Genomic DNA, 17,033 nt, shown 5'->3' with positions numbered 1-17,033 from the left:
CGCATCGCGACGCAAGGCCGCTCCCACATCTGCTGCAACGTGCCGAACCTGCCAGGCCATGGTTGCCCGCCTGGGTGCATGCCTTAAGACAGGCGGGGCGGCATCAATGCCCACCTCCAAATCCAGTCATGCCAGCAAGGCTGACAACCATGGCCTCACAGACATGGCCACGTTGCAACAAATGCGGGAGCGGCGTCGCGATGCGCCGCGCGGGCGGCGCTCGATCTGATAGGCGCCACAAGTGCCCTGACGAACACCTTGCAGCCCTGACACATTCTCAAGCCCCAACAAAAAGCCCCGGCTCATGCGAGCCGGGGCTTTTTTATGTCGCTTGCGGCAATCAGCCGTTGAACACTTCATCCACGCTGGTCAGCGGGTAGTGCTTCGGATATGGCAGGGTAGCCACGCCGGATTCGATGGCAGCCTTGGCCACAGCATCGGAAACGACGGTGATCAAGCGTGCATCCAGCGGCTTCGGAATGATGTACTCACGGCCGAACTCCAGGCCTTCAACGCCATAGGCTTCGCAAACTTCCTTCGGCACTGGCAGCTTGGCCAGGTCTTTCAGGGCGATAGCGGCAGCGATCTTCATCTCTTCGTTGATACGCTTGGCGCGAACGTCCAGAGCACCACGGAAGATGAACGGGAAGCCCAGTACGTTGTTGACCTGGTTCGGGTAGTCGGAACGGCCGGTCGCCATGATCACGTCGTTGCGAGTGGCGTGCGCCAGCTCTGGCGAGATTTCCGGGTCCGGGTTCGAGCAGGCGAACACGATCGGGTTGGCAGCCATCGACTTCAGGCCTTCCGGGCTCAGCAGGTTCGGGCCAGACAGACCTACGAACACGTCGGCACCGTCAAGGGCGTCGGCCAGGGTGCGCTTGTCGGTCGCGTGGGCGAACTGCGCCTTGTACTGGTTCAGGTCGTCACGGCCAGCGTGGATCACGCCACTACGGTCGATCATGAAGATGTTCTCGACCTTCGCACCCATGCTTACCAGCAGCTTCATGCAGGAAATGGCAGCAGCGCCGGCGCCCAGGCAGACGATCTTGGCGTCTTCCAGTTTCTTGCCGGCGATTTCCAGGGCGTTGATCATGCCAGCGGCAGTTACGATGGCAGTACCGTGCTGGTCATCGTGGAACACCGGGATGTCGCACTGTTCGATCAGGGTACGTTCGATTTCAAAGCACTCAGGTGCCTTGATGTCTTCAAGGTTGATGCCACCGAAGGTGATCGAAATGCGGCGAACGGTGTCGATGAACGCTTGCGGGCTTTCCGACTCGACTTCGATGTCGAACACATCGATACCGGCGAAACGCTTGAACAGAACACCCTTGCCTTCCATGACCGGCTTGGAAGCCAGTGGGCCGAGGTCACCCAGACCGAGGATGGCAGTGCCATCGGAAATCACCGCAACCAGGTTGCCTTTGCCGGTGTATTTGTAAGCCAGCTCTGGATCACGGCCAATTTCGCGCACCGGCTCTGCAACACCTGGGCTGTAGGCCAGGGCGAGGTCACGGGCGGTGGCAGTGGGCTTGGAGAGTTCAACGCTCAGTTTCCCCGGACGAGGTTGAGCGTGATATTCGAGAGCGGCGGTTTTCAGGTCTGACATGGTGGGCATTCCGCTATTTACTGTTCTGACGGACCGCCGAGGATACGCAAAGAGCCGGGGAGCCACAAGACTGGCCGGTCACTTGTGTCAAGGCCTTTAGCCTACGACTTTACGCTACAACCCACGGGGGCATACAACCAACAGTGTGTACAATCTCGTAGCGAAATGTCTACATCTTTTAACCTGAAATGCGCTCCAACATGCTTGGATCGGTCAATGGCAACACCCAACGTCGCTGCCCGGGCTTGAGGCCACCCCTGCGGGAACGATCCAGCACCCAGCCGCGCGCTTCGACCTGGCGTCCCTTGAGATTATCGAAGAAGCTGGCGGGGAAGTTGCGCTGCAGACGAGCGGGAACCTGCAGTACCAGGGTACCGCCCAGGGTAAGCCAGACCCCACCACGATTTCGCTCGATGCCTTCGATACGACCACGCACAACAGCGAAACCTGACTGCCTGACATCGCTTGCAGCCACTACGGGCGAATGCCGCCACAGGCCAACGCCAGCCTGGCGCGCTACTTGTTCGGCAAGCTGCTGGCAATCGCTGAAACGCACATTAGGGGCAATGGCCACGCGGTAGCCCAAGCCCTCGCTAAGCAATTGTGCTTCCAGATTGTCGCCATTGCGGCTGTAGATGTGCGCCAGTGTGCGACCGTACTTGTCCTTACCTTCAACACCAGGCACCAGCCCGACACGATCGTCATTGGCCTTTACCAAGGCCTGCAATCGCCGTCTGGCAGCTTCGGCATAGGGCTCACTGGTACGCCCCTTGCGGCCTATTTCCGGGGCATTGATACCGATCAGCCGCACACTGCGGCCATCGACCAGACGCAAGGTGTCGCCATCAACCACCTGTCGTACCGCTACCCATTGGGGCTTATCCGGCTGTGGGCAGAACGCCAGGACCGGGAAATGCCAGATAACGCCCACAAAAAAGGCGCCCACAAGGGACGCCTTCTTCAGCAACAATGCGAAGCCCGAAGGATTCGCCCTGCGCATGATTACTTCTTGGCACCGAACATGCCGAAGCGATCGGCGAACTTCTGTACGCGACCACCGGTGTCCAGAACTTTCTGCTTACCGGTGTAGAACGGGTGGCACAGGTTGCAAACGTCGATCGACAGGACGTTGCCCAGGGTCGAACGAGTTTCGAACTTGTTACCGCAGCTGCAGGTGACTGCAACTACTTCGTAGTTCGGGTGGATACCTTCTTTCATGGTCACTTCCTCGAGCTGCGTGCCGCCACCCAACACCAATTGTTGAATACCGCACGTAATTAGGCGGCGAATAATACCAGAGCACACCGTCAGCGCAAGATGTCGCTTGCACCGACCGTCGTCTGCTAGGCTCGCCAGTCCTTGTAACGCCCTCCGAGACTTTCCGCGTGTCCGACGTCATCCTGCGCCTTGCCCTGCCCTCTCCGCTGCGGCGCCTGTTCGACTACAAGGCGCCGGCGAGCATGGCGCGCCAGACCTTGACCCCTGGCATGCGCATCCGCGTGCCCTTTGGCCGCCGCGAAATGATCGGTGTGCTGATAGAGGTGTGCACGCAGAGCGAAGTGCCCGCCGACAAACTGAAGCCGGCCACTGCCCTGCTCGACCCGGTGTCCCCCATCCCCGCGTCGCTGTTCAAGCTGTGCCTGTGGACCGCCCAGTACTACCAGCACAGCCTGGGCGATACCCTGAGCTGGGCGCTGCCCACGCTACTGCGCCAGGGCGAAGCTGCCGAAATGCGCCAGGAACGCTTCTGGCACATAGCCCCTGGCGCCCGCCTGGAGGACCCGCGCATCGCCCGCGCGCCGCGCCAGCGCGACGCCCTCAAGACCCTGGCCCAGCACCCGCACGGCGTGGCCCACAGCCTGCTGGCCAAACTCAACCTGAACAAGGACAGCCTCGACCTGCTGCTGGCCAAGGATCTGGTGCAGATCGAGACGCGCCGCCACTTGCCGGCCCTGCGCCATGAGCACTGGCTGGCACAGCCGGAACTCCCCCTCAACGAAGAGCAACGCGATGCCTTCGACGCCGTGTGCGAGGGCTTTGGCGGTTTCGGCGCGTTCTTGCTGGCCGGCGTCACCGGCAGTGGCAAGACCGAGGTCTACCTGCAACTGATCCGCGAAACCCTGGAAGCCGGCAAGCAGGCGCTGGTGCTGATCCCGGAGATCAACCTCGGCCCGCAAACCCTGGCCCGCTTCGAGCAACGCTTCAACGCGCGCATTGCCCTGCTGCACTCTGCGGTGAACGACCGCGAACGCCTGGATGCCTGGCTGGCGGCACGGGACGGCGAGGCCGATATCATCATCGGCACCCGCTCGGCATTGTTCACGCCGATGAAAAACCCCGGCCTGATCATCATCGACGAAGAGCACGACGGCTCCTATAAACAGCAGGAAGGCCTGCGGTACCACGCCCGCGACCTGGCACTGGTACGCGCTCACCAGGAGAACATCCCGATCCTGCTCGGCTCCGCCACACCGTCGCTGGAAACCCTGCATAACGCCCTGACCGGCCGCTACCGCCTGCTGCGTATGAACCAACGCGCCGGGGGGGCCCGCCCGCCGCGCATGCTGCGCCTTGATGTGAAGAGCCTGCCACTGGACAGCGGCATCAGTGGCCCGCTGCAGCAGGCTATCCGACAGACCCTGGAAGCTGGCCAACAAGTGCTGGTGTTCCTCAACCGCCGCGGCTTTGCCCCAACCTTGCTGTGCCACGATTGCGGCTGGCTGTCCGAATGCCCACGCTGCGATGCGCGCATGACCGTGCACCAGCGCTCCGGCGTGCTGCGCTGCCACCACTGTGGCTATGACGAACGCCTGCCGCACCAGTGCCCGCAATGCAACCACGTCGACCTGCGCCCGGTCGGTGCCGGTACCGAGCGCGCCGAAGAGCGCCTGAAGGTGCTGTTCCCGGATTACCCGATCCTGCGCGTGGACCGCGACAGCACGGCGCGCAAGGACGCCATGCACAACCTGTTCAGCACCATCCAGCGCGGCCAGCCAAGCATCCTCGTCGGCACCCAGATGCTCGCCAAGGGCCACCACTTCCCGCGGGTGACCCTGGTGGCCATCCTTGATGCCGATGGTGGGCTGTTTTCCGGTGACTTCCGCGCCAGCGAGCGCATGGCACAACTTATCGTACAGGTGGCCGGGCGGGCCGGGCGGGCCGAAGAACCCGGCAAGGTCATCATCCAGACCCACCTGGCCGACCACCCACTGTTGGTCCAGCTAACCGAGCAAGGCTACTTCGCCTTCGCCGAACAGGCCCTGGACGAACGCCGAGCCGCCGGGCTGCCGCCCTACTCGCACCTGGCCTTGCTGCGTGCCGAAGCACACAAGCCGGGGCAGGCCGAAAGTTTTCTCGACGAAGCCTGTGCCGCCGCCGAGCGCCTGGTGGCCGAACAGCACCTGCCGGGCATCGAACTGCTGGGCCCGGTACCGGCGCCCATGGAGCGCCGCGCCGGACGATTCCGCGCACAATTGTTGATACAGGCCAATACCCGGGCGCCGTTGCATCGACTGATCAGCGCCTGGTTGCTAGTGTTGGAACAGTTGCCGAGCGGGCGCCAGGTGCGCTGGTCGCTGGATGTCGACCCGGTAGACCTGTATTGAGCTTCAAGCTGCGAGTGACCAGCGGCAAGCAAGCGCCGGGCGGGTGCGATGCCGCTTTTTCTTGCCGCTTGTGGCCCCCAGCTTGCCGCCCAAAGGTTGGCAACCTGCTCCCGGCAACGGATAATGCCCAGTTTTTCCACCTGCGCATCCAGGCGCTCACCGCGCTTGCGGTCGAAAAGAGATCCCCATGAAAGACACCATTCGCCAGCTGATCCAGCAAGCCCTCACCCAACTCGTCACCGACGGTGTGCTGCCTGAAGGGCTGTCGCCGGCGATCCAGGTGGAAAACGCCCGGGACAAGACCCACGGCGACTTCGCCAGCAACATCGCCATGATGCTGGCCAAGCCGGCCGGCATGAAGCCGCGCGACCTCGCCGAAAAACTGATCAACGCCCTGCCGGCCAGCGCCGACATCAGCAAGGTCGAGATTGCAGGCCCCGGCTTCCTCAACTTCTTCCAGAACACCGATGCCCTGGCCAACCGCCTGGATGCCGCTCTGGCCGACGCCCACCTGGGTGCACGCAAAGCCGGCCCGGCGCAAAAGGTGGTGATCGACATGTCGGCGCCCAACCTGGCCAAGGAAATGCACGTCGGCCACCTGCGCTCGACCATCATCGGCGACAGCGTTGCGCGCGTGCTGGAGTTCCTGGGCGACAACGTCATCCGCCAGAACCACGTCGGCGACTGGGGTACCCAGTTCGGCATGCTGATGGCCTACCTGCAGGAAAACCCGATCACCAGCGACGAGCTGTCGGACCTGGAAAACTTCTACCGCGCGGCGAAGAAACGCTTCGATGAATCGGAGGAGTTCGCCACTCGCGCCCGCGGCCTGGTGGTCAAGCTGCAAGCCGGTGACCCCGAGTGCCTGGCCCTTTGGACACGCTTCAAGGACATCTCGCTGTCGCACTGCCAGAAGACCTACGAGCTGCTCAACGTCAAACTGACCATGGCCGACGTGATGGGCGAAAGCGCCTACAACGACGACTTGGCCAACGTGGTGGCCGACCTCAAGGCCAAGGGCCTGCTGGTCGAAGACCAGGGCGCCCAATGCGTGTTCCTCGACGAGTTCAAGAACAGCGAAGGCGACCCGCTGCCGGTGATCGTGCAGAAGGCTGACGGCGGCTATCTGTACGCCACCACCGACCTGGCTGCCGTGCGTTACCGCAGCAATGTGTTGAAGGCTGACCGCGCACTGTACTTCGTCGACCAGCGCCAGGCCCTGCACTTCAATCAGGTGTTCGAAGTGGCCCGCCGCGCTGGCTTCGTCGGCCACCCGATGCAAATGGAGCACATGGGCTTCGGCACCATGAACGGCGCCGACGGCCGCCCGTTCAAGACCCGTGACGGCGGCACCGTGAAGCTGATCGACCTGCTCACCGAGGCCAAGGAGCGCGCCTACGCGCTGGTCAAGGAAAAGAACCCGAGCCTGGCCGACGACGAACTGCGCCACATCGGCGAGGTGGTGGGCATTGGCGCGGTGAAATACGCCGACCTGTCCAAGCACCGCACCAGTGACTACAGCTTCAACTTCGAGTTGATGCTCAACTTCGAAGGCAACACCGCCCCTTACCTGCTGTACGCTTACACCCGCGTAGCCGGCGTGTTCCGCAAGCTGGGCAAAGGCTTTGACGAAGTCGACGGCAAAATCGTGCTGCACGCAGCCCACGAGCAGGACTTGGCCGCGCGCCTGGCGCAGTTTGGCGAAATCCTCAACAACGTCGCCGAAAAAGGCACGCCGCACGTATTGTGCAGCTACCTGTACGACTTGGCCGGCCTGTTCTCGAGCTTCTACGAGAACTGCCCGATCCTCGCTGCCGAAACCCCTTCGCAGCAGCAGAGCCGGCTGCGCCTGGCCGCCCTGACCGGCCGCACCCTCAAACAAGGTCTGGAACTGCTCGGCCTGGAAACCCTGGAGCGCATGTAAGTTGGCTGCCAAGAAAAAACCTGCCCCGAAACGCGGCGCCAGCCGCCAGACGGCACCGGCCAAACAGCCGATCCCCGGCTGGGTATGGCTGGCGGTCGGCCTGACCGTAGGCGCGTTCATCGTGTTCCTGATGAAGCTCGAACCCGGTGGCGATGACATCAAGCGCACCAAGCCCGAGCAGGAGAAACCGGCGAAAACGGCCGAAGCCGGCAAGCCCGCGCAAGCTACCCCGCAACAGCCGGTGAAGCCGAAGTACGACTTCTACACCCTGCTGCCGGAGTCTGAGGTGATCGTGCCGCCGGAAGCCGTACCGGAGAAAACGCCACCGGTGCCGGCCCAGCCGGTAACCCCGGTGACACCAGCAGAAGCGGCGAAAATCGACACGGCGAGGGCCCAGGCAGCGCTGCTCGGCCAGACCCCGCCGCCGCCACCACCCGTGATCAAGCCGGCGGCGACCACGCAGTACTTCCTTCAGGCCGGCTCGTTCCGCAAGCAGGCCGATGCCGACAAGGTACGGGCACAGATCATCCTGCTGGGCCAGTCCGTGAAGGTGGAGTCGGGCACGGTCAAGGATGAAACCTGGTACCGCGTACTGGTCGGGCCGTTCAGCAACCGCGAGCAGCTGACCGGGGCTCAGAAGCAGCTGGCTGGGGCCGGATTCAGCAACCTGTTGCTGCAACAGCGGCAGACCCGCCAGTAACGAAGAAGGCCTTGCCGCAGCGGTGCGACAAGGCCTTCTTTATATGGACAGCATTGCCCGTGAAGGGGCTGTAAAGCAGCCCCGCTACCGTCAGCCCCGCCCCGCATTCCTTTCGGACACCTGGCTGTTCAACGTCCAGAAGTCATACAGCACCCCCACCAGGAACAACCCGCCGGTAAAGAAGTAGATGATCGCGGTGATCCATTTGCCCTGATACAGCCGGTGCAGGCCAAACACCCCCAGGAAGGTCAGCAGAATCCAGGCAATGTTGTAGTCGATACGCCCGGACTGAAACCTCAGGTCGGCTTCACGGTCCATGGACGGGATCAGGAACAGGTCGATCAACCAACCAATGCCCAGCAAGCCGAAGGTGAAGAACCAGATGGTCCCGGTAATCGGCCTGCCGTAATAGAAACGATGGGACCCGGTGAAGCCGAAAATCCACAGCAGGTAGCCAATGGTTTTGCTGTGGGTGTCGTGAAAGGGCACCCCCTGTTGATAACTGTTCATTCATAGCCCCCGTGGGTTATCCGAAAATTTTCTAAAAAAAAATGTGACTTTCTCGTCGCTACCCGACATACGGCGCCTAGGCAATCGACCAACGGATCAATAACTGATCAAAAAGCTGTTATAAAGTTGCGCGCCCAACACATAACTATTCATAAGAGCTTCATCTATGCCGCCTTTGATCAAGACATGGCTGACCCTCTGCCTATTATTGCCCCTGGCCGCCCACGCCACCAATCGTGAGCAACGTCTTCCCAATGGTTTCACCGGCTACACGACCAACGCGTCGGTGAAACACGCACCCGCCAAGCAGACCGCGCTGCGCGCCCGCCCAAGCAATGCCGTCAGCAGCCGCGGTGCGAATGTCGCCGCCATGTCGCCGAAGCAAAGCAGCGATGTGCTGAGCCGTGCGGTAAATGTGCTCGGTACCCCTTATGTTTGGGGCGGCAGCAGCCCGAAAAAAGGCTTTGACTGCAGCGGGCTGGTCAAATACGCCTTCAACGACGTCGCCGACGTCGACCTGCCGCGCACCTCCAATGCCATGGCCCAGGGCCATGGGGTGAAGGTGGCCAAGGGTGATCTGAAGCCTGGCGACCTGATCTTCTTCAACATCAAGAGCCGTCGGGTCAATCACGTAGCCATCTACCTGGGTAACGACCGCTTCATCCACGCGCCACGCCGTGGCAAGCGGGTGAGTATCGACACCTTGAGCAAGCCTTACTGGCAGAAGCACTACGTGGTGGCCAAACGGGTGCTGCCGAAAGAGCAGCAACAGCTGAGTCTGGCCAAGCGTTAATCTGATCGGCGCTATCCGGTACCGGCCCCTTCGCGGGNCGCGCCCGCGAAAGGGCCTTTGCAGGTACTACAAGCCTTTGATCAACCCTCGCTCCCTCAGCCTCCGCAACGCCCCCTCCATCGTCAGCATCCCCTCCGCCGCCCCGCCCTGCATCACCGAAGACAACTGCGCCAACCGCCCCTCCCGAACCAGGTTACGCACCGCCGGCGTCGCCACCAGCACTTCCCGCGCAGCCACCCGCCCGCCCCCCACGCGCCTGACCAGCACCTGCGCGACCACCAGGCGCAGTGACTCGGCCAGCATCGCCCGCACCAACGGCTTTTCCTCGGCAGCAAAAACCTCCACCAACCTGTCGATGCTGCTGGTCGCCGAACGCGCATGCACGGTTGCCAGCACCAGGTGCCCGGTTTCGGCCGCGCGCAGGGCCAGGCGAATGGTTTCAAGGTCGCGCAACTCGCCGATCATGATCACGTCCGGGTCCTGGCGCAGCGCACTGCGCAGCCCCTGAGCAAAGCCGCGACTATGGCGCCCCATCTCACGTTGGTTGACCAGGCTGCGCTGGCTGGCATGGATGACCTCGACAGGGTCTTCCAGGGTGATGATGTGCAGCGCCCGCTCGCGGTTCAGCTGGTCGAGCAGCGTTGCCAGGGTACTGGACTTGCCACTGCCGGTCGGCCCGCCCACGAGGATCAAGCCATCCCGGCATTGCGCAACAGCTAGAAACACATCCGCAAGGTCCAGCTCACTCACCGTCGCAATGCGCCCCGGAATCAACCGAAAGGTAACCGCCGGGCCATTCAACTGGCGAAACAGGTTCAGCCGAAAGCGCCCAAGCGCAGGCAATTCCAGCGCAAGGTCCATTTCATCGCCTTGGGCCCACTGCCGGCGCTGGTCATCATCCAGCACGCTCGCCATGCCCTCGATCAAGGCCCCTTGGCTCAAGGGCGGCAAGCCCATACGCTGCAACTCGCCATCCAGGCGCAGCATCGGAATCTGACCCGTCGCCAGGTGCAGGTCTGAAGCCCCCGCATCCACAGCTCGGGCCAACAGGTCGGTCACATCCATGAGACTCCCCAAAGGCCTTCAAGCAGGTAGAATGCCGCAGACCCTACAGCTGCCGGCATCGATCCATGTCCACCCTAGCAGACAACCTTTCCGCGATTTCCGCCCGTATCGCCAGTGCTGCCCAGGCAGTCGGGCGTGATCCGGCCAGCGTCCAGTTGCTGGCCGTGAGCAAGACCAAGCCCGCCAGCGCTATCCGCGAGATCCATGCCGCCGGTGTGCGCGACTTCGGGGAGAATTACCTACAGGAAGCACTGACAAAGCAGCAGGCCCTCAGCGACTTGCCCTTGATCTGGCACTTCATCGGCCCCATTCAGTCGAACAAGACCAAAGCCATCGCCGAGCATTTCGACTGGGTGCATTCCGTGGACCGCCTGAAAATTGCCCAACGCCTGTCGGAACAGCGCCCTGCCGGGTTGGCGCCGCTGAACATCTGCCTGCAGGTAAACGTCAGCGGCGAAGACAGTAAATCCGGCTGCACCCCGGCCGACCTACCCGCGTTGGCCAAAGCCGTAGCCGCACTGCCCAACCTGCGCCTGCGCGGGCTGATGGCAATCCCGGAACCCACCGAAGACCGCGCCACCCAGGAGGCCGCCTTCGCCAGCCTGCGCAAGTTGCAGGAAGGCCTGGGGTTTGGCCTGGACACCCTGTCCATGGGCATGAGCCACGACCTGGAAGCGGCTATCGCCCAGGGCGCGACGTGGGTACGAATTGGCACGGCCCTGTTCGGCGCCCGCGACTACGGCAACACCTGATTCCATGCTTCACTCACTCTTTTCCACAAGGACCTGACATGAGCAAGACACGTATTGCCTTTATCGGCGCCGGCAACATGGCCGCCAGCCTGATCGGTGGTCTGCGTGCCCAGGGCCTGGACGCCTCGCAGATCCGCGCCAGCGACCCGGGCGCCGAGACCCGCAGTCGCATCCAGGCCGAGCACGGCATTGAAGCCTTCGAGGACAACGCCCAGGCCATCGATGGCGCTGACGTCATCGTGCTGGCGGTCAAGCCACAAGTCATGAAAACCGTATGTCAGGCACTGCAACCCAACCTGCAGGATGGCCAGCTGATCGTTTCAATCGCCGCCGGCATCACGTGCGCCAGCCTGCAAAGCTGGGTGGGCGCTCGCCCGGTGGTGCGCTGCATGCCCAACACCCCGGCATTGCTGCGCCAAGGCGTGAGCGGCCTGTACGCCACCGCTGAAGTGTCCGGCGAACAGCGTCAGCAGGCCGAACAACTGCTGTCGGCCGTGGGCACCGCCCTGTGGCTGGAGCAGGAACAGCAACTGGACGCCGTGACAGCTGTGTCCGGCAGTGGCCCGGCATACTTCTTCCTGCTGATCGAGGCCATGACCGCGGCAGGCGAAAAACTCGGCCTGCCACGCGAAACGGCCTCCCAACTGACCTTGCAGACGGCCCTGGGCGCCGCGCGCATGGCAGTTGCAAGCGATGTCGATGCCGCTGAACTGCGCCGCCGCGTCACTTCGCCCGCCGGCACCACGGAAGCGGCGATCAAGTCGTTCCAGGCCAGCGGCTTCGAAGCCATCGTCGAGCAGGCGCTGCAGGCTGCAGCCACGCGCTCCGCCGAGCTGGCCGAACAACTGGGCAAATAAGGAGCTTTAGATGAATGCACTGTCAGGCGCCGCGATTTTCGTGGTGCAAACCCTGGTCAGCCTTTACCTGGTCATCGTCCTGCTGCGCTTCGTGCTGCAACTGGTCAAGGCCAACTTCTACAACCCGCTGTGCCAGTTCGCCGTTCGTGCCACCCAACCGTTGCTCAAGCCGATCCGCCGGATCATCCCTAGCGTTGGCGGGCTGGATACCTCGTCGCTACTGCTGGCGGTGGTCATCCAGGCCTTGCTGATGGGCTTTGTGCTGATGGTCACCTACGGTACCTTCGGCGACGTCCTGCACCTGCTGATGTGGGCGATCATCGGCATCACCTCGCTGTTCCTGAAGATTTTCTGGGTGGCGATGATCATCATGGTGATCGTTTCCTGGGTTGCCCCCAACAGCCACAACCCGGCGGCCGAACTGGCCTACCAGATCAGCGAGCCAGTGCTGGCACCGTTCCGCCGCCTGGTGCCAAACCTGGGCGGCATGGACATCTCGCCGATCTTCGCCTTCCTGGCGATCCAGGTGATCCAGTCGTTTGTCATGCCTCCGCTGGCCGCCTACGCGGGCATGCCTCAAGAGCTGTGGCGAATGATCTGAGGCTCGCCAGAGCCAGCGTGCCCCCCGTCGCAAGCCTTTGCTTGCCGCTGGGGGTAGCGCTCTTTAGACTTACGCCTCCGTCAAGCGTGAGCAGGGTCGATGTCAACTGTCTTTCCCGAAGATTCCGTCGGTCTGGTAGTACCGCAAACCGCCCGGTTCGATGAACCGCTGGCACTGGCCTGTGGCCGTTCACTGGCCAGTTACGAACTGGTCTACGAGACCTATGGCACCCTGAACGCCAGCGCGAGCAACGCCGTGCTGATCTGCCATGCCCTGTCCGGCCACCACCATGCCGCTGGCTACCATGCCGCCACCGACCGCAAGCCGGGCTGGTGGGACAGCTGCATCGGCCCCGGAAAACCGATCGATACCAACCGCTTCTTCGTGGTCAGCCTGAACAACCTCGGCGGCTGCAACGGCAGCACCGGCCCCAGCAGTGTCAACCCAGCCACCGGTAAACCGTATGGCGCCGAGTTCCCGGTATTGACCGTGGAAGACTGGGTGCACAGCCAGGCACGGCTGGCCGACCGCCTGGGCATCCAGCAGTGGGCAGCTATCGTCGGCGGTAGCCTGGGTGGCATGCAGGCGCTGCAATGGACGATGACCTACCCCGAGCGCGTACGCCACTGCGTCGACATTGCCTCGGCACCCAAGCTGTCGGCGCAGAACATCGCCTTCAACGAGGTGGCGCGTCAGGCCATTCTTACCGACCCTGAGTTCCATGGAGGCTCGTTCCAGGACCAGGGCGTGATCCCCAAGCGCGGCCTGATGCTGGCACGCATGGTCGGCCACATTACCTATCTGTCCGATGATTCGATGGGTGAAAAATTCGGCCGAGAGCTGAAAAGCGACAAACTCAACTACGACTTCCACAGCGTCGAGTTCCAGGTCGAAAGCTACCTGCGCTATCAGGGCGAGGAGTTTTCCGGCCGTTTCGACGCCAACACCTATCTGCTGATGACCAAGGCACTGGACTATTTCGACCCGGCCGCCACGCACGGTGGTGATCTGGCCGCCACCCTGGCCCACGTCAAGGCAGACTACTGCATCATGTCGTTCACCACCGACTGGCGCTTCTCTCCGGCCCGTTCGCGCGAGATCGTCGACGCGCTGATGGCCGCGCGCAAGAACGTCTGCTACCTGGAGATCGATTCGCCCTACGGGCACGATGCCTTCCTGATCCCCACACCTCGCTACATGCAGGGTTTCTCGAACTACATGAACCGCATTGCCATCTGAGGACAGCATGAGAGCCGATCTGGAAATCATCCACGACTGGATCCCCGCCGGCAGCCGGGTACTCGACCTGGGCTGCGGTAGCGGCGAACTGCTGGCCTCGCTGCGTGACTGCAAACAGGTCACCGGCTACGGCCTGGAAATCGACGCCGACAATATCGCCGCCTGCGTGGCCAAGGGCGTCAACGTCATCGAACAGGACCTGGACAAAGGCCTGGGCAACTTCGCCAGCAACAGCTTCGACGTGGTGATCATGACCCAAGCCCTGCAGGCCGTGGAATACCCCGACCGCATCCTCGACGAAATGCTGCGAGTAGGCCGTCAGTGCATCATCACCTTCCCGAACTTCGGCCACTGGCGCTGCCGCTGGTACCTGGCGACCAAAGGCCGCATGCCGGTATCGGACTTCATGCCGTATACCTGGTACAACACGCCGAACATCCACTTCTGCACCTTCGCCGACTTCGAAGAACTTGTGCACGAACGCCGAGCCAAGGTACTCGACCGCCTGGCGGTCGACCACTTGCACCGCAACGGGTGGGGTGGCCGGCTATGGCCTAATCTTCTAGGTGAGATCGGCATCTACCGCGTCAGCAGTCCGGGCCTGCAAGAGCATCAGCTCGCGGTCTGACGCCCACCGGAGGAATCGCACCATGCGTCGCCTAGCCCTGTTCCTGATCAGCCTGTGCCTGGCCCTGCCAGTATTGGCTGCCGATGCCGCACGCCCCGAGCGCAAGGAGGTATTTGGTGACGTGACGGTGCACTACAGCGCATTCACCTCGAGCATGCTCACACCCGAGGTGGCCGCGGCCACCGGCCTGGTGCGCAGCAAGAACCAGGGCGTGCTCAACATTACCGTCCTCAAGGCCAGCAAACCTGCAACAGCGGTGATCAGCGGCACGGTCAAGGACCTGACCGGGCGCAGCAGCCCGCTGTCGTTCAAGCAGATTACCGAACAGGGCGCGGTGTATTACATCGCCCAGTTCAAGATCGACCAGCCAGAAACCGTCACCTTCGACTTGAACATCGAAACCGGCGGCATCAGCAACTCTCTCAGCTTCAACCAGGAAGTGTTCCCAGGCGAATGATGAATTTCCAGCAACTCGTATTGGCCAGCCACAATGCCGGCAAACTGAAGGAACTCCAGGCCATGCTCGGCCATTCCGTGCAGCTGCACTCGATTGGTGAGTTCAGCCAGGTGGAGCCGGAAGAAACCGGCCTGTCGTTCGTCGAGAACGCCATCCTCAAGGCGCGCAACGCCGCCCGCATTTCCGGCCTGCCGGCCCTGGCCGATGACTCTGGCCTGGCAGTGGACTTCCTCGGCGGCGCGCCGGGCATCTACTCGGCGCGCTATGCCGATGGCAAAGGTGACGCGGCAAACAATGCCAAGCTGCTCGAAGCCTTGAAAGACGTGCCTGAAGCTGAGCGCAGTGCACAGTTCGTCTGCGTTCTGGCGCTGGTGCGTCACGCCGACGACCCATTGCCGATCCTGTGCGAAGGCCTGTGGCACGGGCGCATCCTGTTCGAGGCCAGCGGCGAGCAGGGCTTTGGCTACGACCCGCTGTTCTGGGTACCGGAGCGCAACTGCTCCAGCGCCGATCTAGCCCCAGCAGACAAGAACCAGCTCAGCCACCGCGCCCGTGCCATGGCCCTGCTGCGCAAACGTCTGGGCCTGGCATGATCGAAATGCTGTCGCCCCCCGGCGCGGCAGGCTTTAGCAGCCTGCCGCCGCTGGCGCTGTACATCCACATTCCGTGGTGCGTACGCAAATGCCCTTATTGCGACTTCAACTCCCACGCAGCCGGGCCTGAACTACCGGAAGATGCCTACGTCACAGCCCTGCTCGACGACCTCGACCAGGAACTGGCTGCCGTACAAGGTCGCCCGATCAGCTCGATCTTCTTCGGTGGCGGTACGCCAAGCCTGTTCAGTGCCAACGCCCTTGGCCGGCTACTGCGTGGCATAGAGCAACGTATTCCGTTCGCGCCAGACATCGAGATCACCCTCGAAGCCAACCCGGGCACCTTCGAGCAGGACAAGTTCAAGGCCTACCGGCAGACCGGTATCAACCGTCTTTCGATCGGCGTGCAGAGCTTCCAGCCAGCCAAGCTGGAGGCACTGGGGCGCATCCACAATGGCGACGAAGCGGTTCGGGCCGCCGACATGGCGCGCGCGGCCGGTTTCGACAATTTCAACATGGACCTGATGCACGGCCTGCCCGACCAGTCGCTGGACGATGCGCTGGGTGACCTGCGCCAGGCCATCGATCTGGGGCCGACCCACCTGTCGTGGTATCAGCTGACCGTGGAGCCGAACACGGTGTTCTGGAACCAGCCGCCAGAGCTGCCCGAAGACGACATCCTCTGGGATATTCAGGAAGCCGGCCAAGCGCTGATGGCCGAGCACGGCTACCGCCAGTACGAGGTATCGGCCTACGCCCAGGCAGGCCGCGCCGCCCGGCACAACCTCAACTACTGGCGCTTCGGTGACTTCATCGGCATTGGCGCTGGCGCTCACGGCAAGCTCACCTTTGCCGACGGGCGCATCCTGCGTACCTGGAAGACCCGCCTGCCCAAGGATTACCTGAACCTGGCCAAGCCGTTCAAGGCCGGCGAGAAGCTGCTGCCAGTCGATGAACTGCCGTTCGAGTTCCTGATGAACGCCCTGCGCCTGACCGATGGCGTGGAAGCCGAACTGTTCACCCAACGCACCGGCTTGCCGCTGTCACAGCTGCAGGAAGCACGCCGTGCCGCCGAACAAAAGGGCCTTTTGCAGGTCGAACCGGATCGACTGGTAGCCACGCCGAGGGGCCAGTTGTTCCTCAATGACCTGCTGCAGTATTTCTTGACCTAAGGATGACCCATGGATCTGGTACTTGATCTGCTCGCGACGGTTTCCCGCTGGAGCCGCAGCAACCTGTCGGAGATTTCACTGGCCTTGGTAGGCTGCCTGCTGGTGCTGTTCGGCACTGATGTCAAAGCCTGGGCCGAGCAGCGCCTGGGCGGCCTCGCGGGCGCCCTGCGCGTGCCGTTCATGGCGCTGATGGTCATGATCGGTAGCGGTGCTGCGCTGATCTATGCCACACCGTGGGTGGTGAAGGGGCTCAGCCAGTTCAACAACTATGCGTTGGCGCCTGTGTTGCTGGTGGTGCTGGTATTGATTGGCGTGGTGGCGGATCGCCGAGGCTGACCCAATGGCCCCGGGCCCTTGTAGGAGCGGGTTCACCCGCGAAAGGGCCGGCCGTGCTGGCCAATCTCCACCCGCCGTTCACCGTTGCCGCCACTACCGTATTCGCGGGTGAACCCACTCCTACAAAGAAAAAACCGCCCTTCTCAAGGCGGTTTTTTTCGCCTGCATTCCTGCAAGCATCGGCACATCGAG

At 62.6% G+C, this 17,033-nt stretch carries 19 protein-coding genes; 14 read left to right on the top strand and 5 right to left on the bottom strand.

The genetic code is table 11. The features are described 5' to 3' along the window. The first annotated feature begins 106 nt into the window (after positions 1-106). Positions 107-229, top strand: a complete 123-nt coding sequence (locus tag ACTJJN_RS00330; protein ID WP_256596076.1) for a hypothetical protein — start codon at positions 107-109, stop codon at positions 227-229. A 111-nt stretch (positions 230-340) separates the two neighbouring features. Here ACTJJN_RS00330 and ACTJJN_RS00325 read toward each other — a convergent pair whose 3' ends face one another. The 3 genes from ACTJJN_RS00325 to rpmE all read right to left on the bottom strand — a co-directional run bounded on the left by ACTJJN_RS00325 (position 341) and on the right by rpmE (position 2,827). Then, positions 341-1,609, bottom strand: a complete 1,269-nt coding sequence (locus ACTJJN_RS00325) for a malic enzyme-like NAD(P)-binding protein (RefSeq protein WP_003249133.1) — start codon at positions 1,607-1,609, stop codon at positions 341-343. Positions 1,610-1,787: 178 nt separating this feature from the next. Then, positions 1,788-2,609: a thermonuclease family protein gene (locus ACTJJN_RS00320; RefSeq protein WP_012053955.1), complete on the bottom strand. Its 822-nt coding sequence runs from the start codon at positions 2,607-2,609 to the stop codon at positions 1,788-1,790. Positions 2,610-2,611: 2 nt separating this feature from the next. Continuing rightward, positions 2,612-2,827 carry a 50S ribosomal protein L31 gene (gene rpmE, locus ACTJJN_RS00315; protein WP_003249127.1) on the bottom strand — a complete coding sequence of 72 codons (216 nt, stop codon included), beginning with the start codon at positions 2,825-2,827 and terminating at the stop codon, positions 2,612-2,614. 167 nt (positions 2,828-2,994) lie between these two features. Between rpmE and ACTJJN_RS00310 the strand changes: the two genes are divergently transcribed. The 3 genes from ACTJJN_RS00310 to ACTJJN_RS00300 all read left to right on the top strand — a co-directional run bounded on the left by ACTJJN_RS00310 (position 2,995) and on the right by ACTJJN_RS00300 (position 7,838). Further along, complete coding sequence (locus ACTJJN_RS00310; protein WP_088512576.1) at positions 2,995-5,214, top strand: primosomal protein N'; 2,220 nt, start codon at positions 2,995-2,997, stop codon at positions 5,212-5,214. Positions 5,215-5,401: 187 nt separating this feature from the next. Then, entirely contained in the window at positions 5,402-7,138 is a 1,737-nt protein-coding gene (argS, locus tag ACTJJN_RS00305) for an arginine--tRNA ligase (RefSeq protein ID WP_003249124.1), read from the top strand. 1 nt (position 7,139) lies between these two features. Then, positions 7,140-7,838 (top strand): SPOR domain-containing protein, encoded by a 699-nt coding sequence (locus tag ACTJJN_RS00300; RefSeq protein ID WP_003249122.1) that lies wholly within the window; start codon positions 7,140-7,142, stop codon positions 7,836-7,838. A 90-nt stretch (positions 7,839-7,928) separates the two neighbouring features. On the opposite strand, the gene ACTJJN_RS00295 is transcribed toward ACTJJN_RS00300, so the two are convergent. After that, complete coding sequence (locus tag ACTJJN_RS00295; RefSeq protein WP_003249120.1) at positions 7,929-8,348, bottom strand: NINE protein; 420 nt, start codon at positions 8,346-8,348, stop codon at positions 7,929-7,931. 166 nt (positions 8,349-8,514) lie between these two features. On the opposite strand from ACTJJN_RS00295, the gene ACTJJN_RS00290 reads away from it, so the two are divergent. Beyond that, entirely contained in the window at positions 8,515-9,141 is a 627-nt protein-coding gene (locus ACTJJN_RS00290) for a C40 family peptidase (protein WP_012053957.1), read from the top strand. A gap of 66 nt (positions 9,142-9,207) precedes the next feature. Here the strand turns inward: ACTJJN_RS00290 and ACTJJN_RS00285 are convergent, their stop codons facing one another. Next, positions 9,208-10,206 carry a type IV pilus twitching motility protein PilT gene (locus tag ACTJJN_RS00285; RefSeq protein ID WP_088512577.1) on the bottom strand — a complete coding sequence of 333 codons (999 nt, stop codon included), beginning with the start codon at positions 10,204-10,206 and terminating at the stop codon, positions 9,208-9,210. 65 nt (positions 10,207-10,271) lie between these two features. Between ACTJJN_RS00285 and ACTJJN_RS00280 the strand changes: the two genes are divergently transcribed. From ACTJJN_RS00280 to ACTJJN_RS00240, 9 genes are all read left to right on the top strand, one after another. After that, complete coding sequence (locus ACTJJN_RS00280) at positions 10,272-10,958, top strand: YggS family pyridoxal phosphate-dependent enzyme (protein WP_004575484.1); 687 nt, start codon at positions 10,272-10,274, stop codon at positions 10,956-10,958. A 38-nt stretch (positions 10,959-10,996) separates the two neighbouring features. After that, positions 10,997-11,815, top strand: a complete 819-nt coding sequence (gene proC / locus ACTJJN_RS00275) for a pyrroline-5-carboxylate reductase (RefSeq protein ID WP_004575483.1) — start codon at positions 10,997-10,999, stop codon at positions 11,813-11,815. 10 nt (positions 11,816-11,825) lie between these two features. Continuing rightward, positions 11,826-12,416, top strand: coding sequence for a YggT family protein (locus ACTJJN_RS00270; RefSeq protein WP_088512578.1), 591 nt, complete (start codon positions 11,826-11,828; stop codon positions 12,414-12,416). A gap of 99 nt (positions 12,417-12,515) precedes the next feature. After that, positions 12,516-13,655, top strand: coding sequence for a homoserine O-succinyltransferase MetX (gene metX, locus ACTJJN_RS00265; RefSeq protein WP_003249108.1), 1,140 nt, complete (start codon positions 12,516-12,518; stop codon positions 13,653-13,655). A gap of 7 nt (positions 13,656-13,662) precedes the next feature. After that, positions 13,663-14,283: a methionine biosynthesis protein MetW gene (gene metW / locus ACTJJN_RS00260; protein WP_088512579.1), complete on the top strand. Its 621-nt coding sequence runs from the start codon at positions 13,663-13,665 to the stop codon at positions 14,281-14,283. 22 nt (positions 14,284-14,305) lie between these two features. Next, positions 14,306-14,740: a DUF4426 domain-containing protein gene (locus tag ACTJJN_RS00255; RefSeq protein WP_064613754.1), complete on the top strand. Its 435-nt coding sequence runs from the start codon at positions 14,306-14,308 to the stop codon at positions 14,738-14,740. Beyond that, positions 14,737-15,333 carry an RdgB/HAM1 family non-canonical purine NTP pyrophosphatase gene (gene rdgB / locus ACTJJN_RS00250; protein ID WP_003249101.1) on the top strand — a complete coding sequence of 199 codons (597 nt, stop codon included), beginning with the start codon at positions 14,737-14,739 and terminating at the stop codon, positions 15,331-15,333. Before ACTJJN_RS00255 ends, rdgB begins: the two co-directional genes overlap by 4 nt. Beyond that, positions 15,330-16,505, top strand: coding sequence for a radical SAM family heme chaperone HemW (gene hemW, locus ACTJJN_RS00245; RefSeq protein ID WP_003249098.1), 1,176 nt, complete (start codon positions 15,330-15,332; stop codon positions 16,503-16,505). Before rdgB ends, hemW begins: the two co-directional genes overlap by 4 nt. Positions 16,506-16,514: 9 nt before the next feature. Further along, entirely contained in the window at positions 16,515-16,841 is a 327-nt protein-coding gene (locus tag ACTJJN_RS00240) for a DUF3392 domain-containing protein (protein ID WP_003249095.1), read from the top strand. Positions 16,842-17,033 lie beyond the last annotated feature (192 nt).

Origin of the sequence: Pseudomonas sp. 22515, assembly GCF_052044625.1 — a bacterium.
Taxonomy (GTDB): Bacteria; Pseudomonadota; Gammaproteobacteria; order Pseudomonadales; family Pseudomonadaceae; genus Aquipseudomonas; species Aquipseudomonas alloputida.
This window is presented reverse-complemented; position numbering and strand designations above follow the sequence as displayed.